Source organism: Pseudomonas sp. 3A(2025) (genome assembly GCF_054589175.1).
In genome coordinates this window covers 60,759-81,031 of the sequence record NZ_BAAILM010000002.1, presented here as the reverse complement: position 1 = coordinate 81,031, position 20,273 = coordinate 60,759, and the positions used below count along the sequence as shown (strand labels likewise).

20 protein-coding genes are annotated in these 20,273 nt (G+C 61.6%); 14 read left to right on the top strand and 6 right to left on the bottom strand.

Going from position 1 to position 20,273, the window contains the following annotated elements; genetic code table 11:
• Position 1: 1 nt before the first annotated feature.
• The 8 genes from ACYP2A_RS00600 (at position 2) to ACYP2A_RS00565 (ending at position 9,052) form a co-directional block, all read left to right on the top strand.
• Positions 2–742, top strand: a complete 741-nt coding sequence (locus tag ACYP2A_RS00600; RefSeq protein ID WP_459741791.1) for a response regulator — start codon at positions 2–4, stop codon at positions 740–742.
• On the top strand, positions 711–2,198 hold the full coding sequence (locus ACYP2A_RS00595; protein ID WP_459741789.1) for an ATP-binding protein: 1,488 nt from the start codon (positions 711–713) through the stop codon (positions 2,196–2,198). The genes ACYP2A_RS00600 and ACYP2A_RS00595 overlap by 32 nt, the downstream gene beginning before the upstream one ends.
• A 162-nt stretch (positions 2,199–2,360) precedes the next feature.
• Positions 2,361–3,647, top strand: a complete 1,287-nt coding sequence (locus tag ACYP2A_RS00590) for an ABC transporter substrate-binding protein (protein WP_459741788.1) — start codon at positions 2,361–2,363, stop codon at positions 3,645–3,647.
• 119 nt (positions 3,648–3,766) lie between these two features.
• On the top strand, positions 3,767–4,675 hold the full coding sequence (locus ACYP2A_RS00585; protein WP_459741787.1) for a carbohydrate ABC transporter permease: 909 nt from the start codon (positions 3,767–3,769) through the stop codon (positions 4,673–4,675).
• Positions 4,668–5,516, top strand: coding sequence for a carbohydrate ABC transporter permease (locus ACYP2A_RS00580; RefSeq protein ID WP_459741785.1), 849 nt, complete (start codon positions 4,668–4,670; stop codon positions 5,514–5,516). The genes ACYP2A_RS00585 and ACYP2A_RS00580 overlap by 8 nt, the downstream gene beginning before the upstream one ends.
• A 15-nt stretch (positions 5,517–5,531) precedes the next feature.
• The gene (locus ACYP2A_RS00575) at positions 5,532–6,692 is read left to right on the top strand and encodes an ABC transporter ATP-binding protein (protein ID WP_459741784.1); all 1,161 of its coding nucleotides are present in this window, start codon (positions 5,532–5,534) and stop codon (positions 6,690–6,692) included.
• 78 nt (positions 6,693–6,770) lie between these two features.
• A complete protein-coding gene (locus ACYP2A_RS00570) occupies positions 6,771–8,129 on the top strand; it encodes a carbohydrate porin (protein ID WP_459741783.1) in 1,359 nt (452 codons plus the stop codon).
• A 71-nt stretch (positions 8,130–8,200) separates the two neighbouring features.
• Positions 8,201–9,052, top strand: coding sequence for a D-hexose-6-phosphate mutarotase (locus ACYP2A_RS00565; protein ID WP_459741782.1), 852 nt, complete (start codon positions 8,201–8,203; stop codon positions 9,050–9,052).
• On the opposite strand, the gene ACYP2A_RS00560 is transcribed toward ACYP2A_RS00565, so the two are convergent.
• Positions 9,053–9,919 (bottom strand): MurR/RpiR family transcriptional regulator, encoded by an 867-nt coding sequence (locus ACYP2A_RS00560; RefSeq protein WP_459741781.1) that lies wholly within the window; start codon positions 9,917–9,919, stop codon positions 9,053–9,055.
• A 219-nt stretch (positions 9,920–10,138) separates the two neighbouring features.
• On the opposite strand from ACYP2A_RS00560, the gene zwf reads away from it, so the two are divergent.
• The 3 genes from zwf to ACYP2A_RS00545 are packed head-to-tail and all read left to right on the top strand — an operon-like array spanning position 10,139 to position 13,000.
• Positions 10,139–11,608: a glucose-6-phosphate dehydrogenase gene (gene zwf, locus ACYP2A_RS00555; RefSeq protein WP_459741779.1), complete on the top strand. Its 1,470-nt coding sequence runs from the start codon at positions 10,139–10,141 to the stop codon at positions 11,606–11,608.
• Positions 11,595–12,308 carry a 6-phosphogluconolactonase gene (gene pgl / locus ACYP2A_RS00550; RefSeq protein WP_459741778.1) on the top strand — a complete coding sequence of 238 codons (714 nt, stop codon included), beginning with the start codon at positions 11,595–11,597 and terminating at the stop codon, positions 12,306–12,308. The genes zwf and pgl overlap by 14 nt, the downstream gene beginning before the upstream one ends.
• Positions 12,309–12,325: 17 nt before the next feature.
• Entirely contained in the window at positions 12,326–13,000 is a 675-nt protein-coding gene (locus tag ACYP2A_RS00545) for a bifunctional 4-hydroxy-2-oxoglutarate aldolase/2-dehydro-3-deoxy-phosphogluconate aldolase (RefSeq protein ID WP_459741776.1), read from the top strand.
• Between the two features lie 14 nt (positions 13,001–13,014).
• Here ACYP2A_RS00545 and ACYP2A_RS00540 read toward each other — a convergent pair whose 3' ends face one another.
• Both ACYP2A_RS00540 and ACYP2A_RS00535 read right to left on the bottom strand, forming a co-directional pair.
• Positions 13,015–13,248: a DUF3820 family protein gene (locus tag ACYP2A_RS00540; protein WP_459741774.1), complete on the bottom strand. Its 234-nt coding sequence runs from the start codon at positions 13,246–13,248 to the stop codon at positions 13,015–13,017.
• Between the two features lie 3 nt (positions 13,249–13,251).
• Entirely contained in the window at positions 13,252–13,707 is a 456-nt protein-coding gene (locus ACYP2A_RS00535) for a winged helix-turn-helix transcriptional regulator (RefSeq protein ID WP_459741772.1), read from the bottom strand.
• A 109-nt stretch (positions 13,708–13,816) separates the two neighbouring features.
• On the opposite strand from ACYP2A_RS00535, the gene ACYP2A_RS00530 reads away from it, so the two are divergent.
• From ACYP2A_RS00530 to ACYP2A_RS00520, 3 genes are all read left to right on the top strand, one after another.
• Positions 13,817–15,022, top strand: coding sequence for an MFS transporter (locus ACYP2A_RS00530; protein WP_459741771.1), 1,206 nt, complete (start codon positions 13,817–13,819; stop codon positions 15,020–15,022).
• The gene (locus ACYP2A_RS00525) at positions 15,019–15,942 is read left to right on the top strand and encodes an EamA family transporter (RefSeq protein WP_459741770.1); all 924 of its coding nucleotides are present in this window, start codon (positions 15,019–15,021) and stop codon (positions 15,940–15,942) included. The genes ACYP2A_RS00530 and ACYP2A_RS00525 overlap by 4 nt, the downstream gene beginning before the upstream one ends.
• A 117-nt stretch (positions 15,943–16,059) precedes the next feature.
• On the top strand, positions 16,060–16,530 hold the full coding sequence (locus ACYP2A_RS00520) for a ferritin-like domain-containing protein (protein WP_459741769.1): 471 nt from the start codon (positions 16,060–16,062) through the stop codon (positions 16,528–16,530).
• A gap of 88 nt (positions 16,531–16,618) precedes the next feature.
• Here the strand turns inward: ACYP2A_RS00520 and ACYP2A_RS00515 are convergent, their stop codons facing one another.
• The 3 genes from ACYP2A_RS00515 to ACYP2A_RS00505 form a co-directional block, all read right to left on the bottom strand.
• The gene (locus ACYP2A_RS00515) at positions 16,619–18,124 is read right to left on the bottom strand and encodes a GGDEF domain-containing protein (RefSeq protein ID WP_459741767.1); all 1,506 of its coding nucleotides are present in this window, start codon (positions 18,122–18,124) and stop codon (positions 16,619–16,621) included.
• A gap of 94 nt (positions 18,125–18,218) precedes the next feature.
• A complete protein-coding gene (locus ACYP2A_RS00510; RefSeq protein ID WP_459741765.1) occupies positions 18,219–19,583 on the bottom strand; it encodes a heavy metal sensor histidine kinase in 1,365 nt (454 codons plus the stop codon).
• Positions 19,573–20,250 carry a heavy metal response regulator transcription factor gene (locus ACYP2A_RS00505; protein WP_459741763.1) on the bottom strand — a complete coding sequence of 226 codons (678 nt, stop codon included), beginning with the start codon at positions 20,248–20,250 and terminating at the stop codon, positions 19,573–19,575. The genes ACYP2A_RS00510 and ACYP2A_RS00505 overlap by 11 nt, the downstream gene beginning before the upstream one ends.
• Positions 20,251–20,273 lie beyond the last annotated feature (23 nt).

Below are 20,273 nucleotides of genomic sequence, written 5' to 3'. Positions count from 1 at the left end.
CTTGAGTGCTGCCAACAAGACTATTCTGCTGGTCGATGACGATCAGGACATCCGCGAGTTGCTTGAGGCCTATCTGAGCCGTGCAGGCTTTCAGGTGCGTGCCACCTGCAACGGCGCGCAGTTTCGCCAGGCGTTCAACGAAACGCCTGTCGACCTGCTGATTCTCGATGTGATGCTGCCCGACGAAGACGGCTTCAGCCTGTGCCGCTGGGTGCGTCAGCACCCCCGACAGCCGCATGTGCCGATCATCATGCTCACCGCCAGCTCCGACGAAACCGACCGGGTCATCGGCCTGGAACTGGGCGCCGACGATTACCTGGGCAAGCCCTTCAGCCCCCGCGAGCTGCTGGCCAGAATCAAGGCCCTGCTGCGTCGTGCGCACTTCGGCCAGGAGCGCTCGACCGGTGGCGAGGTGTGGCAGTTCGACGAGTGGCGGCTGGACATGGTCAGCCACCGGCTGTTTCACCTCGACGGCGAAGAAGTGATTCTGTCAGGCGCCGACTTTGCCCTGCTCAAGCTGTTTCTCGATCACCCGCAACAGATCCTTGATCGCGACACCATTGGCAATGCCACCCGTGGCCGTGAGCTGATGCCGCTGGAGCGTATCGTCGACATGGCCGTCAGCCGCTTGCGCCAGCGCTTGCGCGACACGGGCAAGTCACCGCGGCTGATCCGTACCGTGCGCGGCAGCGGCTATTTGCTGGCGGCCAATGTCAGCACCCGTCTGGAGCCAGCCTATTAAGCGCGTGGGCAAGCGGCGCCTGCCGTTGCCACGTTCGTTGCTGGGCCGAATGCTGCTGTTGACCCTGCTGGCGATTTTGCTCGGGCAGGCCCTGTCGAGCATTATCTGGGTTTCGCAATTGCGCGCCACGCAAATGGAGGGGCTGGTCAACAGTGCCCGCAGCCTGGCCTACTCGATGTCGGCCAGCGTCAGTTACTTTCGCTCGCTACCGGTCTCTTACCGGCCGCTGGTACTGGACCAGTTGCGCAGCATGGGCGGCACCCGTTTCGTGGTATCGCTCAACGACCATCCTTTACACATGCAACTGCTCGAACCCACGCCGCGCAAGCAGGCGGTGCTGGAGGCGGTCGGCGAAGTACTGCGTAAATACCTCGGCGACGAGCCGCAAATTGCCGTGTGGTTTGTGCGCCCCGATGACCTGCGCATCTTCAACAGCGGCTTGAAGCTCGATGAGCTGCCGCGCTCGTGGGCGCACTACGCACTGACCCTTGAGCCGGTGGACCCGCCGGTGATGGTCACCCAGATCGAGCTGGCGCCGGGCGAGTGGCTGTACATCGCCTCGTTGCTGCCCGAGCCCTACACCACCCTTGAAGAACCGCAACTGCCTGTGCAGCAGGTCTGGTCGATTGCCCTGACCAGCGCGTTTCTGTTGTTGTTCATCGGTCTGCTGGTGCACTGGCAAAGCCGGCCACTCAAGCGTCTGGCACGGGCGGCGCGCAATCTGTCGCTGGACGGTGACAGCGAGCCGCTGGTCGAGAGCGGCAGCAGCGAAGTGCAGGAAGTCAGCCGTGCCTTCAACAGCATGCGCGTGCGCATCAGCCGTTACCTGACCGAGCGCGGTCAGCTGTTCAGTGCGATTTCCCACGACCTGCGCACCCCCATTACCCGTTTGCGCCTGCGCGTCGAACTGCTTGAAGACCCAGACCTGCAGATGCGTTTCGAGCGTGACCTGGACGAGCTGGAGCTGCTGGTCAAAGGCGCGCTGCAATGCGTGAAAGACACCGATATTCACGAAAACATCGAGCCGGTGGACCTCAATCACCTGCTTGATTGTCTGGTCGAACCTTATGTACTGCCCGGTGGTGACGGGCGGGTGACCCAGTACGGTGTCGCCGAGGCACCGTATCCCGGCAAGGCGCTGGCGCTGCGCCGCTGCATCGGCAACCTGATCGACAACGCCCTCAAATACGGCCACCGCGCACACCTGCGCATCGAGGACAGCCCTCTGGCGTTCGTTCTGCATGTCGACGACGAAGGGCCGGGCGTGCCGCAGCAGCGCATGGAGCAGGTCTTCGAGCCCAACGTGCGTCTGGCCGGCAGCGAGAAACAAGGCTATGGCCTGGGCCTGGGCATCGCCCGCAATATCGCCCACAGCCATGGCGGTGAGGTGACGATGCAGAACCTGCGCGACGGCGGGTTGCGGGTGACCTTGCACTTGCCACGCACCGGGGAATAATCCCCGGGCCATTGTATTGCCACTGAATGTCACCAGCCTGTGACCATTGCGCGTCGCTTCGTTACCAAGCGCTCATTCGGCTTGGCTAAACTGCTTTCAAGCGCAGGCACAAGACCTGCCACCCCAATAACAACAAGAAGTAACAACAAGAAGGTCGAATCAATGAATTCTCTGTCCCCCCTCGCTGTGGTTATTTCCCTCGCCTCGTTCTTGCCCCTCACTGCTGTTGCCGACGAACCCAAGGGTTCGGTCGAAGTCGTGCACTGGTGGACGTCCGGTGGCGAAAAGGCGGCGGTCGATGTACTCAAGGCGCAAGTCGAAAAAGACGGTTTCACCTGGAAGGACGGCGCTGTGGCCGGTGGCGGCGGGGCGACGGCGATGACCGTGCTCAAGAGCCGTGCCGTGGCCGGTAACCCGCCAGGTGTCGCACAGATCAAAGGCCCGGACATTCAGGAGTGGGCCTCTACAGGACTGCTCAACGAGGAAGCCCTGACCGACGTCGCCAAGCAGGAAAAGTGGGACGATCTGCTCGACAAGAAAATCTCGGACACCGTCAAGTACGATGGCAAGTATGTCGCCGTGCCGGTGAATATCCACCGGGTCAACTGGCTTTGGGTCAACCCCGAGGTGCTGAAAAAAGCCGGCGTCGACAAGGCACCGACCAGCCTCGTAGAGTTCTATGCGGCAGGCGACAAACTCAAGGCCGCAGGCTTTATCGCTTTGGCCCACGGCGGCCAGCCGTGGCAGGACAGCACCGTGTTCGAGAACGTGGTGCTCTCGGTGATGGGCGCCAAGGGCTACCATCAGGCCTTCGTCGAACTCGACGAGAAGGTGCTGACCGGCCCGGAGATGATCAAGTCGTTCACCGAACTCAAGAAAGTCGCGACCTACATGGACGCCAACCGCGCCGGGCGTGACTGGAACATTGCCGCCGCCGACGTCATCAATGGCAAGGCCGGCATGCAGATCATGGGCGACTGGGCCAAGAGCGAATGGACCGCCGCACATAAAGTGGCTGGCAAGGATTACCAGTGCGTAGCCTTCCCTGGCACTGCCAATGCCTTTACTTACAACGTTGATTCGCTGGCAGTGTTCAAACTCAAGGACAAGGGCGACATCGCCGCCCAGCAAGACCTGGCCAAGGTCGCTCTGGGTCAAGAGTTCCAGAAGGTTTTCAGCATCAACAAAGGCTCGATTCCGGTGCGCAAGGACATGCTCGCCGACATGGCTAAATACGACTTCGACGCCTGCGCCCAGACCTCGGCCAAGGACTTCCTCGCCGACTCCGGCAATGGCGGGTTGCAGCCGAGCATGGCGCACAATATGGCCACCTCGCTGGCCGTGCAGGGGGCGATCTTCGATGTGGTGACCAACTACATCAACGACCCGCAGGCCGATCCGGCCAAGGCCGCGCAACGTCTGGCTTCGGCGATCAAGTCCGCCCAATAGCACCCTGATCCCGCCGCCCGTCAGGGCGGCAACCCCCAGCCGCAGTCCGTGCTGATGAAACCCTTTAACCGGTTTCACGGCGACCTGCGGCCCGAATTCGACCCGACTGGATGCTTTCAATGAGTTCTGTCGCAGCTTTGACCAAAGCCTCGCCCTTCGATGCGCTGCAACGCTGGCTGCCCAAGCTGGTGCTGGCGCCGAGCATGCTCATCGTGCTGGTAGGGTTCTATGGCTACATCCTCTGGACGCTGGTGTTGTCGTTCACCCGTTCGACCTTTTTGCCGTCTTATCAGTGGGCCGGGCTGAGCCAGTACGCCCGCTTGATGGACAACGATCGCTGGTGGGTGGCGAGCAAGAACCTGCTGCTGTTCGGCGGCCTGTTCATCGCCATCAGCCTGGTGGTCGGGGTGATCCTGGCGGTGCTGCTCGACCAGCGCATCCGCCGCGAAGGAGTGATCCGCACGATTTACCTCTACCCGATGGCGCTGTCGATGATCGTCACCGGCACCGCCTGGAAGTGGCTGCTCAATCCGGGCCTGGGCCTGGACAAGATGCTGCGCGACTGGGGTTGGGAAGGCTTTCGCATGGACTGGCTGGTGGACCCGGACCGGGTGGTTTACTGCCTGGTGATCGCCGCGGTGTGGCAGTCGTCGGGCTTTGTCATGGCGTTGTTTCTCGCAGGTTTGCGCAGCGTCGACCAGTCGATCATCCGCGCCGCGCAAATGGATGGCGCCAGCCTGCCGCTGATCTACTGGCGCGTGGTGCTGCCCAGCCTGCGCCCGGTGTTTTTCAGCGCGGTGATGATCCTGGCGCACATTGCCATCAAGAGCTTCGACCTGGTGGCGGCAATGACCGCCGGCGGTCCCGGTTATGCCTCCGACCTGCCAGCGATGTTCATGTACGCCTTCACCTTCAGCCGCGGCCAGATGGGCATGGGTTCGGCCAGCGCCATGCTGATGCTCGGCGCGATTCTGGCGATCCTGGTGCCGTACCTGTATTCCGAACTGAGGACCAAACGCAATGGCTAATCCTGTCGGATTCAACTCGGGCCTGAGCATCAGCCGGGTCCTGATCCATGCCGTCCTGCTGCTGGCCTGCCTGATTTATCTGGTGCCGCTGGTGGTGATGCTGCTGACCAGCCTCAAGACCCCTGAAGACATCGGCAGCGGCAACCTGCTGAGCTGGCCGAGCGTGGTTACGGTGATCGGCTGGATCAAGGCCTGGGACATCGTCGACGGCTACTTCTGGAACTCGATGCGCATCACCATTCCGGCAGTGATCATCTCGACCGCCATCGGCGCGCTGAATGGTTATGTGCTGTCGATGTGGCGCTTTCGCGGCTCGCAGTTGTTTTTCGGTTTACTGCTGTTCGGCTGCTTTCTGCCGTTCCAGACCGTGCTGCTGCCGGCGTCCTTCACGCTGGGCAAGATGGGCCTGGCCAGCACCACCACCGGCCTGGTGTTCATCCACGTGGTTTACGGGCTGGCCTTCACCACGCTGTTTTTTCGCAACTTCTACGTCACCGTGCCGCAGGCGCTGGTGAGTGCCGCCCGGCTGGATGGCGCGGGGTTTTTCACCATCTTCTGGCGCATCGTTTTGCCGATGTCGACGCCGATCATCATGGTCTGCCTGATCTGGCAGTTCACCCAGATCTGGAACGACTTTCTGTTCGGCGTGGTGTTCTCCAGCGGTGAGTCGCAGCCCATCACCGTGGCGCTGAACAACCTGGTCAACACCAGCACCGGGGTCAAGGAATACAACGTTGATATGGCAGCGGCGATGATCGCCGGGCTGCCGACACTGCTGGTCTATATCCTGGCCGGCAAGTACTTCCTGCGTGGGCTCACGGCCGGCGCGGTCAAGGGCTGAATCAAGGAATCAACCATGGCAACTCTCGAACTTCGAAACGTAAACAAGACCTACGGCGCGAGCCTGCCGGACACGCTGAAAAACATCGAGCTGAAGATAAAAGATGGCGAATTCCTGATTCTTGTCGGCCCGTCCGGTTGCGGCAAATCGACGTTGATGAACTGCATCGCGGGCCTTGAAAGCATCAGCGGCGGCGCGATTCTGATCGACGGCCAGGACGTCAGCGACACCAGCCCCAAGGATCGCGACATTGCCATGGTGTTTCAGTCCTACGCGCTGTACCCGACCATGAGCGTGCGCGAGAACATCGAATTCGGCCTGAAGATTCGCAAGCTGCCCAAATCGGCCATCGACGACGAAGTGAGCCGCGTGGCGCGCCTGTTGCAAATCGAGCACCTGCTGGAGCGCAAGCCCGGCCAGTTGTCCGGTGGTCAGCAACAGCGTGTGGCGATGGGTCGGGCGCTGGCGCGGCGGCCGAAGATTTATCTGTTCGACGAGCCGCTGTCCAACCTCGACGCCAAGCTGCGGGTCGAGATGCGCACTGAAATGAAACTGATGCACCAGCGCCTGAAAACCACCACGGTGTATGTCACTCACGACCAGATCGAGGCCATGACCCTGGGCGACAAGGTGGCGGTGATGAAGGACGGCATCGTCCAGCAGTTCGGCACCCCGCGTGAAATCTACAACGACCCGGCCAACCAGTTCGTCGCCAGCTTCATCGGCTCGCCACCGATGAACTTCATTCCGCTGCGCCTGCAACGCCGTGACGGTCGTTTGATTGCACTGCTCGACAGCGGCCAGGCGCGCTGCGAATTGCCTTTGGGCATCAACGACGTCGGGCTTGAAGACCGTGAAGTGATTCTGGGCGTGCGACCGGAACAGATCACCCTGGCCGGCAGCGAATCCAGCGGCCAGCCGAGCATTCGTGCCGAGGTCAACGTCGTCGAGCCTACCGGCCCCGACACCCTGGTGTTCGTCACCCTTAACCAGACCAAAGTCTGCTGCCGCCTGGCACCGGATCAGGCGCCGCTGTCTGGCGAGAGCCTGACCCTGCAGTTCGATCCGGCGCGGGTGTTGCTGTTCGATGCCGCGACCGGTGAGCGCCTCGGGCGGCTGAGCGCGCCGGCCGGCGCTGAACGGGCAGGCAATGTGACCCTATTGAGCCGCAAGTGAAACCTTGCGCTGTCGAGCAAGTAAGTCGAAAGCTGTAAACCTAAAAAAGCCAATAACAATAAATCGAGGATCGAAGGGATGAAGAGCATCAACACAGCAGTGCGTTCGCGACTCTACTGGGCTTGCAAGCTGTCGGTACTGGGCAGCCTGGCCCTGGCCGGCAGCGCCCAGGCCGCCGGTGCGTTCAGTGCCGACTCGCCATGGATGACCGGCGACTGGGGCGGCGCGCGCACTGAACTGCTCGACAAAGGCTATGACCTGTCACTGGAGTACGTGAGCGAGGCTGCCAGTAATATCGACGGTGGCTATAACAACGACACCACAGCGCGCTGGAGTGACCAGTTCGCGTTCGGCCTGAAGGTCGATCTGCAGAAAGCCTTCGGCTGGCAGGGCGCCGAGTTCAAGCTGGCGATCACCGAGCGTAGCGGGCGCAACATTTCCAATGACCGCATCGGCGACCCACGTGTAGGGACCCTCAGTTCTTCTCAGGAAGTCTGGGGCCGCGGTCAGACCTGGCGCCTGACCCAGATGTGGGTCAAACAGAAGCTGTTCGACGATGCCCTGGTCTTGAAGGTCGGCCGCTTCGGACCGGGCGAAGAGTTCGCTTCGGCACCCTGCGATTTCCAGAACCTGACCTTTTGCGGCGCGCAGCCGGCCAACTACGTCAACACCTGGTACAACTGGCCGGTCAGCCAGTGGGGTCTTGCAGTCAAATACAACATCACGCCTGAATTCTTCGCCCAGGTGGGCGTGTTCGAGCAGAACCCGTCGAACCTGGAAATCGGCAACGGCTTCAAGCTCAGCGGCAGTGGCAGCCAGGGCACTATCGTGCCGGTCGAAGTGGTCTGGACTCCCAGGGTCAACTCGCTGCCGGGCGAATACCGCCTGGGCTACTACCACAGCAGTCCGGATGCCAATGACGTCTACGAAGGCGCCGATGGCCAGCCACAGCCGGTCAGCGGCGGGGCCTACAAAACCCACAGCAGCAAGCACGGCGGCTGGATCATGGCCACCCAGCAAGTGACCGCGCACAACGGCGATGCCTCACGCGGCCTGACGGTGTTTGCCGCCGCCACCGTGCACGACAAGGCCACCAACTACATCGACAACTTCCAGCAGATCGGTGTTGTCTACAAAGGACCGTTCAATTCGCGGCCCAAGGACGACATCGGCATTGGCATCTCGCGTATCCACGTCAACGACGATGCCCAGGACCGCGCCCGGCTGGTCAACGCGCTCAACAACGTCAACGACTACGATAACCCGTTGTTCTTGCCGGTGCAGGACACCGAGTACAACTCCGAGATCTACTATGGTTTCCATGTGACCAACTGGCTGACCGTGCGTCCCAACCTGCAATACATTCGACATCCGGGCGGTGTCGACAAGGTTGATGACGCGCTGGTTGCCGGTCTGAAGATTCAGACCAAGTTCTAACCGGATCGTGTGTGCTTTGCGGGCGGCCTGGCTGCCCGTTTTTTTTGGCTGATCCGTCCAGGGAAGTGCAGATGCACGAGCATCCATTGCAGCGGTTTTTTACCGATAGGCGTCCACGTGCCACCTTCGAGTGGGAGCGTTATCAGGCCCGTGAAGTGCTGGTGATCGATCATCCACATTGCCAAGCCGTGTTCAGTCGTCAGGGTGCGCAACTGCTGCATTTTCAGCCGCGCGGGCAAAGACCCTGGCTGTGGTGCGCGGCGCAGTGGCCGCAAGTGGGCGCGATTCGCGGTGGCGTGCCGGTATGCTGGCCCTGGTACGGGCGCCACCCGGAGGAGGGCGGCTGGCCGGCGCATGGCTGGGCGCGCTTGCTGAACTGGAACCTGATCGACAGCCAGGCCAGTGACGCGTCCGTGCAGGTGCACTGGCAATTGCAGCTCTGGGACTGGCAGGTCGATTTGCATGCCGAGCTGGGCGAGGGCATGAACCTGCGCTTGAGCACGCGCCATCAAGACAGCGAGCCGTGTCATTTCAGCCATGCGCTGCATGCCTACTGGCAGATCAGCGATGTCGCCGAGGTCGCCCTGCAAGGCCTGGATGGCGCACAGGGCTATGACCAGTTGCGGCGCCAGGCGTGTCGCCAGCGTGGCGAGTTACGCGTGCTGGGCGGCTGCCAGCGACTGTTCGAACATGAGGGTGCGGTGCAACTGCAAGACCCGGCCTGGCAACGCCGGCTGAACATCGACACCGGCGACAGTGCCAGCACCGCCGTCTGGCACCCCGGCAGCCGCCCGTTGCTGGGCGTGACGGGGCAGGAGACCACCGGTTTTGTCAGGGTCGAGGCGGTTTGCGGCCCGGTCGATGGCCAAGGCTTGCACCCCGGCCAGCACGCCAGCCTGAGCTTGCAGGCACAGTTGGCTTGATCAGCCCTGATCATCCAGCGGGTAACGGCTGTCGTTCAGGCTTTCCTTGATCTTGCGCAGGTGTGGCTGGAAATCCACGCCGCGGCGCAGGGTCATGCCGGTGGCCAGCACGTCAAGCACGGTGAGCTGGATGATCCGCGAGGTCATCGGCATGTAGATGTCGGTGTCTTCGGGCAGCGGGATATGCAGGCTCACGCTGCTGGCCTGGGCCAGCGGCGAGTTGGCAGCGGTCAGGCCCAGTACCGAGGCGCCGTTTTCACGGGCGATGCGCGCCACCTCGACCAGATCACGGGTGCGCCCGGTGTAGGAAATGATCACGAACAGATCGCCGGTATGTGCCACCGAGGCCAGCATGCGCTGCATCAGGATGTCGGCGTGCGCGCTGACGGCCAGGTTGAAGCGGAAGAACTTGTGCTGGGCATCCAGTGCCACGGGGGCCGAAGCGCCGAGTCCGAAGAAGTGAATCTGCCGGGCCTGGATCAGCATGTCGACGGCGCGGCTGATCTGCGCCGGGTCCAGTTGCTGGCAGGCGCTGTCGAGCGAGGCGATGGCACTGCCGAAGATCTTCTGGGTGTAGGCCTCGGGATTGTCGTCCGGCTCTACCGCGCGGCTGACATAGGCCGCGCCGCTGGCCAGGCTTTGTGCCAGTTGCAGCTTGAGTTCCGGGTAGCCGCTGACGCTGAACGAGCGGCAGAAGCGGTTGACGGTCGGTTCGCTGACTTTGGCCGCCTGGGCCAGGGCTGCGATGCTTAGCCGCGTGGCCAGTTGCGGGTTGAGCAGGATGACTTCAGCCACCTTGCGCTCGGCCTTGTTCAGCTCCGCAAGTCGGTTCTGGATCTGCTCCAGCAAATTACGTGTGCGGTCCATTCCTCATCCTTTTCGGGGGCTCGTTAACCCGCGTTTTGTCCGGGGCTGCAATTGGCCCCTTTAGCCTGTAGCAAAGGTGGCCTATCGTACTCAGAGGCCGTGTGAATCACCACTGGTATGAGGTTTTCGACAAAATGTTGTGGTTATTACTACATATGGCCTTGAGAAACGCCTTTAAAAAAGGTATTTGTAGTCTAACTTGATAAAAGAACCAACATTATGCCCCTGATTACGGTTGAACCGTGCACCTTCGCCTTGTTCGGCGCCCTGGGCGACCTGGCGGTGCGCAAACTGTTCCCGGCTCTTTATCAGCTCGACCGTGCCGGCCTGTTGCATGAAGACACCCGTCTCATTGCGCTGGCGCGCGAGCCCGGTGACGAGGCATCGCACCTGGCCTACATCCACCAGTCCATGCGCCGCTTCATTCCCGAAGCCGAGCTTGAAGACGAGCACGTGACGCGTTTTCTGGCTCGCCTGAGCTACCTGCACCTGGACTTTCTCAAGGTCGAGGGCTATCACGCGCTGGCGGAGCAAGTGGCTGATGTCGACACCCTGATCGCCTATTTCGCCACCCCGGCAGCGGTGTATGGCGCGATTTGCGAGAACCTCGCCGCTGTCGGCCTGAGCGGTCGCACGCGCGCGGTGCTGGAAAAGCCCATTGGTCACGATCTGGCGTCGTCCAAGCGTGTCAACGATGCCGTTGCGCAGTTCTTCCCGGAAAACCGCGTTTACCGCATCGACCACTACCTGGGCAAAGATACGGTACAAAACCTGATTGCCCTGCGCTTTGCCAACAGCCTGTTCGAGACCCAGTGGAACCAGAACCACATCTCCCACGTCGAGATCACCGTGGCCGAGAAGGTCGGTATCGAGGGGCGCTGGGGGTATTTCGACCAGGCCGGCCAGTTGCGCGACATGATCCAGAATCACCTGTTGCAGCTGCTGTGCCTGATCGCCATGGACCCGCCCAGCGACTTGTCGGCCGACAGCATTCGCGACGAGAAGGTCAAGGTGCTCAAGGCCCTGGCGCCGTTTACCCCTGAGCGCCTGGCCACTCAGGTGGTGCGTGGTCAGTACGCCGCCGGTTATAGCGAAGGCAAGGCGGTGCCCGGTTATCTGGAGGAAGAAAACTCCAATACCGAGAGCGACACCGAAACCTTCGTTGCACTGCGTGCCGACATCCGCAACTGGCGCTGGTCGGGTACGCCGTTTTATCTGCGCACCGGCAAGCGCATGCCGCAGAAGCTGTCGCAGATCGTGATCCACTTCAAAGAGCCGCCGCACTACATCTTCGCCCCCGAGCAACGCCTGCAAATCAGCAACCGCCTGATCATTCGCCTGCAACCCGACGAGGGCATTTCCTTGCAGGTGATGACCAAGGACCAGGGGCTGGACAAGGGCATGCAACTGCGCAGCGGCCCGTTGAACCTTAATTTCTCCGACACCTACCGCAGCGCCCGGGTGCCCGATGCCTATGAGCGGCTGCTGCTGGAAGTGATGCGCGGCAATCAGAACCTGTTCGTGCGCAAGGATGAAATCGAATACGCCTGGCAATGGTGCGATCAACTGATCGCCGGCTGGAAGAAAGCGGGCGACGCGCCCAAACCTTACGCCGCCGGTTCCTGGGGGCCGATGAGCTCCATTGCCCTTATTACTCGCGACGGGAGATCCTGGTATGGCGACATGTGAATTGCAATTACCGGCGGGCTTGACCGCCCACGACTTCGACGGTCCGCAACAGCTGGCCGAGGCCCTGGCGCTTAATGTTGCCGAGCGCTTGCGCGCCGCGATTGCCCAGAACGGCACGGCAACCCTGGTGGTTTCCGGCGGGCGTAGCCCGGTGGCGTTCTTCGAGCATCTGGCCGTGCAGCCGCTGGACTGGTCGCACGTGGTGATCAGCCTGGCTGACGAGCGCTGGGTGCCGGTCGAGCACCCTGACAGCAATGCTGCCCTGGTCAGTCGTCACCTGCTGCAAGGCCCGGCCGCCAAGGCGACCTTCATCGGGCTGTACAGCGTAGCCCCAAGCCTTGAGGTTGCCGCCGAGCAGGCTGACCGTCTGCTGGCCGAATTGCCGCCGATCGATGTGCTGGTACTGGGCATGGGTGACGACGGCCATACCGCCTCGCTGTTTCCCAACAGCCCGAACCTTGCTCAGGCACTGAGCGAAGACGGCGAGCGTCGCTGCCTGCCGATGCTGGCGCCAAGCGTGCCGCACCAGCGCCTGACCCTGACCCGCCGCCTGCTGGCGTCGGCCCGTGCTCCGATTCTGTCGGTGTCCGGTAAATCCAAGCTTCACACCCTGCGCGTCGCGCTGGATGGCACCGATCTGGCCGAAATGCCGGTGCGTGCCTTTCTTAACCTGTCCCTGGATATCTACTGGTGCCCTTAAGCGAAGGAAACATCGCCATGACCCACTACGAAAACAATCAGCCGCTCGACAGCATGGCGACCAAGACTGCCCGGATCGATGCGCTGTGCGCCCAGGCGAAAATCCTCCCGGTGATCACCATCGCCCGCCCCGAGGACGTGCTGCCGCTGGCCGATGCGCTGGCCGCCGGTGGTCTGACTGTGCTGGAAGTGACCCTGCGTTCGGCCTTTGGCCTGGATGCGATTCGCGTTCTGCGCGAGCAGCGCCCGGAGTTGATCATTGGCGCCGGGACCATTCTGGACCGTCGCTCGCTGGCCGATGCCGAGGCTGCCGGTGCGCAGTTCATCGTCACCCCTGGCAGCACGCTGGACCTGCTGCAAGCTTCGGCGCAAAGCAGTGTGCCGCTGTTGCCGGGCATCAGCAGCGCCTCCGACATCATGATCGGCTACGGCCTGGGCTACCGGCGCTTCAAGCTGTTCCCGGCTGAAGTCAGCGGCGGCGTGGCGGCGCTCAAGGCGCTGGGCGGGCCATTCAACGAAGTGCGCTTCTGCCCGACGGGCGGCGTGAACGCGCAAAACCTGAAAAACTACATCGCCCAGCCTAACGTCATGTGTGTCGGCGGCAGCTGGATGATCGAAAACAGCTGGGTGAAAAACGGCGATTGGGGCCGCATTCAGGAAGCGACGGCAGAAGCGGTGGCGTTGTTCGGGTAATCACCGCACCAGCGTCATTCATTCTTGAATTGGCGGGGCCGGGTGCGCAGGGGATCGAGCAGCTCGCTCAGGCCGTTGTGGTCGATCTCCTGCATCAATGCCAGCAACGCGCCCAGTTCACCTTTGGGAAAGCCTTCGCGGGCAAACCAGTTCAGGTAATGCCCCGGCAGGTCGGCCAGCAGCCGGCCTTTGTATTTGCCGAAGGGCATTTCACGGGTGACCAGCAGTTTGAGTGTTTCCGGGTTCATGGCTTACGAGTTCCTGGTAATACGTTGTCGATGGCAATCCTGCGGCGCCAGTCGCTTGCCACTGACAGACCTGACTTCAAGGCTGGCCACCGGCTGATCGTTGTCATTGTCGAGCAGCACAGAATGCGTTTCACCGGCAGCAAACAGATGCTGCTCTCCCCATTGGCGCATGCACACCACCATCGGGAAAACCGAACGGCCGCGCTCGGTCAACACGTATTCCTTGTAGGCACTGCCGTCCGACGCCGGGCGGATCTCGAAGATCCCCAATTGAACCAGCGCCTTGAGGCGTGCGGCCAGAATGTTCTTGGCCAGGCCCAGGCTTTTCTGGAAATCACTGAAGCGGCGGATATCGTCGAACGCATCGCGAATGATCAGCAGCGTCCAGCGCTCGCCAATCGCTTCGAGGGTTCTTGCGACAGGGCACTCGCTGGTTTGCAGCGTCGCTTGCCTGGCCATGCGAATCACCTGAATGTCGAAAAATCTGGTTGCAGATTAAAACCTGAATAGGTAAAAATCAAACAACTGGTTTCAAAAAGAAACCGATTGTATCGCCAGAGATGATTGCATGACCGCCAGCCCCCCCGCGCTTTCTCGTGCCCTGACCCTGCTGTTCTCGGTGACCTGCGCACTCGCCGTGGCGAACGTGTATTTCGCCCAGCCCTTGCTCGATGTCATGGCCCAGAGCCTGAATGTTCAGCCCGGCAGCATCGGCATCGTGGTAACGGCCACCCAGATCGGCTATGCCGCAGGCCTGTTGCTGATTGTGCCGCTGGGCGACTTGCTTGAACGCAAGAACCTGATCCTTGGCCAGGTGCTGCTGTCGGCCCTCGCGTTACTGGTGGTGGCGTCGGCGCAGCATTGGCCGGTCTTGCTAGGCGGCATGATTGTGGTGGGCCTGATGGCCGTGGTGGTTCAGGTGCTGGTGGCATGTGCCGCCAGCCTGGCCGCGCCCGCGCAACGCGGGCAGGCGGTGGGCACGGTGACCAGTGGTGTGGTGCTGGGCATTTTGCTGGCGCGGTTCACCAGCGGCGTGATTGCCGATCTGGCCGGCTGGCGTGCGGTGTATTACGTGTCGGCGATACTGATGCTGATCATGGCCGCCGTGCTCTACAAGGTGATGCCCGCCACCGGCCTGCCGCGCCTTGAGCGTTCATACACTGCGCTGGTGCGCTCGACCTGCGCGCTGTTCATCACCGAGCCTGTACTGCGCCGGCGCGGTGTCTTTGCCATGTTGATCTTTGCCGCCTTCAGCGTGTTGTGGACCGCGATGGTCCTGCCCCTGAGCGCGCCGCCACTGTCGTTATCGCACACCCAGATCGGCCTGTTCGGGCTGGCCGGTGTTGCCGGGGCATTGGCCGCCAGCCGCGCCGGACGCTGGGCGGATCAGGGCCTTGGGCATAGAATCACCGGCCTCTCGCTGGCCCTGCTGGTGCTGTCGTGGTTGCCGATTGCCTGTGCACAACGCTCGTTGCTGGCGCTGATGGTCGGGGTGGTGATGCTCGACTTTGCCGTGCAGGCCGTGCACGTGACCAACCAGAGCCTGATTTTTGCCTCAAGACCCGATACGCAAAGCCGTCTGGTCGGCGCCTATATGTGTTTTTACTCGGCCGGCAGCGCACTGGGCGCGGTCGCCGCCACCCAGGTTTACGCCCTGTGGGGCTGGCTTGCCGTGTGCCTGCTGGGGGCTGCGATCAGTGCCGCTGCCTGGCTGTTGTGGCTATGTATACCTGCTTGTGCTGATGACCTTGCCCTTCGGAAACTGCCCCTATGAAAGTGCACCACCTGCTGCTCGCCATCCTGATCACCGCGTTATGGGGGCTGAACTTCTCGATCATCAAGCTGGGCCTGGCGGCGGTCGACCCGTTCATCCTGGCCGGGCTGCGCTTCACGCTGTGTGCACTGCCGGCCATTCTGTTCATCCGCAAACCCGATGTGCCATGGCGCTACATCGCAGGCTACGGGCTGGTGTTCGGCATCGGCATGTGGGGCGTAGTGAATCTGGGCATTCAGTCCGGGTTGTCGGCCGGCATTGCCTCGCTGGTGCTGCAGTTCAGCGCGTTTTTCACGATTTTGCTCGGCGGCTGGGTGTTCCGCGAGAAAGTCACCCGTTCGCAACTGCTCGGGATCGTCATTGCCCTGGGCGGGTTGCTGAGCATCATTTTCGTCGCCGATGGCTCGGTGTCGATCACTGGTTTGCTATTGGTGCTACTCGGCGCGTTTGCCTGGAGCGTGACCAACATCATCATCAAGAAAGCCAGAACCACCCAGGTATTTGCCTTTCTGGTGTGGTCCAGCGCCTTTGCGCCGATTCCGCTGTTCTTGCTCGACTACCTGGTCAATGGCACGCAGGGCTACACCACGCTGGCTAACCTGATCGACACGCGCACGGTGATTTCGATCCTGTTTCAGGTGTACCCCAACACCCTGTTTGCCTATTGGGTGTGGAATTCGTTGCTCAGGCAATACCCGGTTTCTACCGTGGCGCCGTTGTCGTTGCTGGTACCGATCTTCGGCATGTTCGGCTCCATGGTCATGTTTGGCGAAAGCCTGTCACTGAGCAAAATAGTAGCCGTGATCCTGATCGTTTCAGGGCTTGCGGTGGGTTTGTATGGCGCGCGGCTGGCCAACTTGCATTCTGCATGGAGGCAAAAGGACAGTTCATGCAGAACGCATGGCAAGCCTTTCGAGTGATATTTTTAACTGATTGAAAATAAAGGGAAAATTTTAATATCAGGGTCTGGCACGGGCGCTGCAATGGTTATGTCAGCTTCAAACATTGGTATCAACTGCCTAGGAAGGATAGTGAAAATGACTGACATCAACAAAGAATCGATCGACCTGCTGAACGACCTGATCGAAACCAGCAAGGATGGCCAGAAAGGCTTTGAGACCAGCGCCGAAGACCTGAAAAATCCGCAGCTCAAGACTTACTTCCAGACCCGTGCAGCCGATTGCGCCACCGCCGTACGTGAGCTGCAAGCCGAAGTCCGTGCCCTGGGTGGCGATCCGGAACAATCTTCCAGCGTTGCCGGCACTTTGCACCGTGCCTGGGTCGACCTGAAATCTCTGGTTACCGGCAAAAGCGATGAAGCCATCCTGAACGAAGTAGAGCGCGGCGAAGACCACGCGCTGGCGGACTACAAGAAGGCACTGGAAAAGGCCCGCGAAAAAGCCCTGCCGGTCAATGTAGTCACCCTGATCCAGAAGCAACTGACTGGCGCACAAGCCAACCACGACAAGGTCAAACTGCTGCGTGACCAGGTTCGCGCGCAGTCGTGATGAAGTGTGTATGAGAGACGCCTGAGCCGCTCTCTCAGCCAGACTTCTGCCAACCGCCAGCCGCTTGCACAGGGCTGGCGGTTGGCGTTCATGTGTAGTCGAAAAATTCCACGCGGTTACGCCCGTTGTGCTTGGCGCTGTACAGCGCCTTGTCGGCGGCTTCGATCAGCGATTCCAATGCGTCACCCTTGGCGACCTTGCCGGTGGTCACGCCAATGCTGACCGTGATGGCCTGTTGTTCGTGCTCAAACGGTGGCAGTTGCATGACGGTCTGACGAATGCTTTCAGCCAGCGCCAGCGCGCTTGCATGATCGGTAGCGGGCAGCAGCACCGCAAACTCTTCACCGCCATAACGTGCGGCCAGGTCACTGCTGCGTCGGACATTGGCGGCAATGCTGTCGGCCACACGCCGCAGCGCCTGGTCACCGCCCAGATGACCGTGGCGCTCATTAAAGCGACGAAAGTGGTCGACATCGATCAGCAGCAACGACAACGATTCGCCCGAGCGCTGTGCCCGTGCCCACTCGATGGCCAGGCTGCGGTCGAGTTGACGCCGATTGGCCAGGCCGGTCAGCCCATCGGTGGCCGCCTGATTGGCCAGTACCTGCTCGGCGTGCTGACGGCGACGCAGCTCGCGCGCCAGCAGAAGGGTCAGCCACAGAATGCCCAGGCACAGCGCCCCGGTCGCGCTGCCGACCAACAGGGCGTTGCGCCGCCAGGTGGCATAAACCTCCGATTCCGGCTGGGCAATGACCACAATCAACGGCAAGCCGTGCACGCGTGAAAAGGTGTACAGCCGTGGTCCCTGGTATTTGCTCGAGAGGCCGACAAAACTGCCCTCGGGCAATTCGAGAATGTGCTGGAAATTGGCCAGTTGGCTCAGGTCGGTGCCGGTCTGGTCAAGCGCGCTCAGTTCCGGCTCACGTACCAGCAGAATGCCGCTGGCGTTGATCAGGCTGATGCTGCTGTCCTGATCCAGCGACTGGCTTCTGAACAGGGGCCTGAAATACGCCAGGCGCATGGCGGCAATGGCCACGCCACGAAACTCGCCGTTACGTCCCGACAGGCGGCGGCTGAAGCCCAGGTTCCAGTCGTTGAAGCCCCAGCGTGCCTTGAACGGCTCGCTGATGTACAAACCGGTCATGGGGCTGTTGCGGTGGTGCATGAAAAAGCTGCGGTCGGCAAAATTATCCTGGCGGCTGGGGCCGGGCAGTGGATCGGCAAGCACATTGCCCTGCTCATCGAGCAAGGCCACATCCCCTTTGTAAGGCGCGGCCGTGGCGCGGTCGAACAGCAGGCGTTGGCGCAGCCCGAGCGACAGTTGTGGCAGATCGGCACTTTTCCAGGCACTGATCATGCCGGTCAGCGACGCGTCGTACAGCTCGACATTACGCTGTATATCGGCTTCGATCAGCTTGATGGTATTGGTCGCTGCCCGTGATGCGCTGAGCAGGGCATCCTGGCGCTCGCGGGCCAGCAAAGAGGCGACGATGCCCAGAATCGCCAGCATCGACAAGAGGCTGCCAGCGATCAGCAGGCGCTCGGAGCGCAACCATACGGGTGAGGCTGAAGACTGGGTCAGGTGAGCATTCATGGCCGGCGCTCTGGGAAATGGGTGGCAGCCGAATACGTGGCGACGATCCTGTGACCTGCGGCGTTTGTATTTGTCCCGAACGTATAACAGGTTTTCAGACCGGCAAGCTGATCCCGAAGGTATTGAGGCCGCCCTGGCTGTCGACGAACACCGTGCCGCCATGCATCAGGGCGATGGCTTTGACGATGGCCAGACCCAGGCCGTGGTTGGCGCCGCTGTTGCTGCGTGAGGCATCGACCCGGTAAAAGCGCTCGAACAGCATCGGCAGGTGCTCTTCGCTGATGGGCGTTCCGGGGTTGCTGACGCCGATGCGCACCTGGTGCTCCAGGCTGTGGATGGTGACCCGGATGGTTTGGCCGGGGTCGGTGTGTTGCACCGCGTTGTGCAGCAGGTTGATCAGCGCGCGGCGCAACTGGGCCTTTTCGATGGGCACGCTGGCGTCGCCGTGCACCTGTACGCTGACCTGTGCATCTTCAAGGATGAAGTCGAGGTAATCCAGGGTGGTAGCGACTTCTTCGGCCAGGGAGGCGCGGGTCAGTTCCTTGGCCTTGCTGCCCTGATCGGCGCTGGCCAGAAACAGCATGTCATTGATGATCGAACGCAGGCGCTCCAGTTCTTCGAGGTTCGATTGCAGCACCTCGAAGTAATGCTCGGCCGAACGGCCACGGGTCAGCGCCACCTGGGTCTGGCCGATCATATTGGTCAGTGGCGAGCGCAATTCGTGGGCCACATCGGCATTGAACGACTCCAGCCGCGAATAGGCCTGTTCGACCCGCGCCAGGGTCGAATTGAACGCGGTGACGAACTGCGCCAGTTCCGGCGGCAATGGCGAAAGCTGCAAGCGCCCGGACAGGTGCGGCGGCGACAGTTTATGCGCCTCCAGCGACAAGTGGCTCAGCGGGCGCAGGCCGATGCGTGCCACCCAATAACCGAGCAAGGACGCCAGCACAATGCCGATCACTGCCAGCGCGATCAGCGCGACCAGCAAGGCGTGTTGGGTCTGCCAGAAGGTCTGGGTGTCGATACCGGTCAGAAAGCGCAGTGCCGGGCGCTGGTCGCGGGCGGCGAATTCACTGACCAGCACCTTGTACGGGAACCGCTCGCCGGGCAGCAGCAGGTCATGCATGCCTGGCGGCCCGTGGGCGAAGCGCCGCACCTCGGGGCCCGGATTGCCATATTCATAGGTAGCGTCGTCGCTGACTACCCAGAAGCGGATGCGTTTGTCTTCTTCACTGAGCAGGTGCAGCTTGCTCTTGATCTTGCCCCAGTGTTCCGGGTTGCCGAAGCGGTTGATGGTCGACTCCAGCACGCTGTAGCGCGCATCGACTTCGGCCTCCGGCAGCAGGTCCAGATGCTTGTCGACCTGCAGATACAGCGCCCAGCCGATCAGCAGGAATACCCCGAATGCCACCAGCGCGAACAGGCTGGCCAGGCGCAGGGCGATCGAATCAATCCGCACGGCGGTCTTCCAGTACATAGCCCATGCCGCGAATGGTGTGCAGCAGCTTGTGCTCGTGCGGGCCGTCGAGTTTGGCGCGCAGGCGCTTGATCGCAACCTCGACGACATTGGTGTCGCTGTCGAAATTGATGTCCCAGACCCGTTCGGCAATCGAGGTCTTGGACAGGATCTCGCCTTGGTGGCGAGCCAGTACGCTGAGCAGCGAAAATTCTTTGGCGGTCAGTTCCAGACGCGCCCCGGCGCGGCTGGCCTTGCGGCTGATCAGGTCGATCCACAGGTCGGCAATCGTGATCTGTACCGGCTCGTGCACGCCGCTGCGCCGGGTAAGGGCTTGCAGGCGCGCGACCAGTTCGAGAAACGAGAAGGGCTTGCCGAGATAATCGTCGGCACCTTCGCGCAGACCGCGAATGCGGTCGTCGACCTGCTCGCGGGCGGTCAGCATGATCACCGGCGTCTGTTTACGCGCACGCAGGGCGCGCAAGACGCCGAAGCCGTCCAGACCCGGCAGCATCACATCGAGAATGATCACTGCGTAGTCGTTTTCCAGCCCCAGGTGCAGGCCTTCGATGCCATCGGCGGCCACGTCGACGGTGTAACCCTGCTCGCTCAGGCCGCGATGAAGGTAGTCGGCGGTTTTCTGCTCGTCTTCGATAATCAGCACGCGCATGCGGTGGCTCTCATGTCGGGGCT

Excerpts from the sequence above, each read along its gene's own strand:
- ACYP2A_RS00595 (WP_459741789.1), top strand. The coding sequence starts at position 711 with ATGTCAGCACCCGTCTGGAGCCAGCCTATTAAGCGCGTGGGCAAGCGG.
- ACYP2A_RS00590 (WP_459741788.1), top strand. The coding sequence starts at position 2,361 with ATGAATTCTCTGTCCCCCCTCGCTGTGGTTATTTCCCTCGCCTCGTTC.
- ACYP2A_RS00585 (WP_459741787.1), top strand. The coding sequence starts at position 3,767 with ATGAGTTCTGTCGCAGCTTTGACCAAAGCCTCGCCCTTCGATGCGCTG.
- ACYP2A_RS00580 (WP_459741785.1), top strand. The coding sequence starts at position 4,668 with ATGGCTAATCCTGTCGGATTCAACTCGGGCCTGAGCATCAGCCGGGTC.
- ACYP2A_RS00575 (WP_459741784.1), top strand. The coding sequence starts at position 5,532 with ATGGCAACTCTCGAACTTCGAAACGTAAACAAGACCTACGGCGCGAGC.
- ACYP2A_RS00570 (WP_459741783.1), top strand. The coding sequence starts at position 6,771 with ATGAAGAGCATCAACACAGCAGTGCGTTCGCGACTCTACTGGGCTTGC.
- ACYP2A_RS00565 (WP_459741782.1), top strand. The coding sequence starts at position 8,201 with ATGCACGAGCATCCATTGCAGCGGTTTTTTACCGATAGGCGTCCACGT.
- ACYP2A_RS00560 (WP_459741781.1), bottom strand. The coding sequence starts at position 9,919 with ATGGACCGCACACGTAATTTGCTGGAGCAGATCCAGAACCGACTTGCG.
- zwf (WP_459741779.1), top strand. The coding sequence starts at position 10,139 with ATGCCCCTGATTACGGTTGAACCGTGCACCTTCGCCTTGTTCGGCGCC.
- pgl (WP_459741778.1), top strand. The coding sequence starts at position 11,595 with ATGGCGACATGTGAATTGCAATTACCGGCGGGCTTGACCGCCCACGAC.
- ACYP2A_RS00545 (WP_459741776.1), top strand. The coding sequence starts at position 12,326 with ATGACCCACTACGAAAACAATCAGCCGCTCGACAGCATGGCGACCAAG.
- ACYP2A_RS00540 (WP_459741774.1), bottom strand. The coding sequence starts at position 13,248 with ATGAACCCGGAAACACTCAAACTGCTGGTCACCCGTGAAATGCCCTTC.
- ACYP2A_RS00535 (WP_459741772.1), bottom strand. The coding sequence starts at position 13,707 with ATGGCCAGGCAAGCGACGCTGCAAACCAGCGAGTGCCCTGTCGCAAGA.
- ACYP2A_RS00530 (WP_459741771.1), top strand. The coding sequence starts at position 13,817 with ATGACCGCCAGCCCCCCCGCGCTTTCTCGTGCCCTGACCCTGCTGTTC.
- ACYP2A_RS00525 (WP_459741770.1), top strand. The coding sequence starts at position 15,019 with ATGAAAGTGCACCACCTGCTGCTCGCCATCCTGATCACCGCGTTATGG.
- ACYP2A_RS00520 (WP_459741769.1), top strand. The coding sequence starts at position 16,060 with ATGACTGACATCAACAAAGAATCGATCGACCTGCTGAACGACCTGATC.
- ACYP2A_RS00515 (WP_459741767.1), bottom strand. The coding sequence starts at position 18,124 with ATGAATGCTCACCTGACCCAGTCTTCAGCCTCACCCGTATGGTTGCGC.
- ACYP2A_RS00505 (WP_459741763.1), bottom strand. The coding sequence starts at position 20,250 with ATGCGCGTGCTGATTATCGAAGACGAGCAGAAAACCGCCGACTACCTT.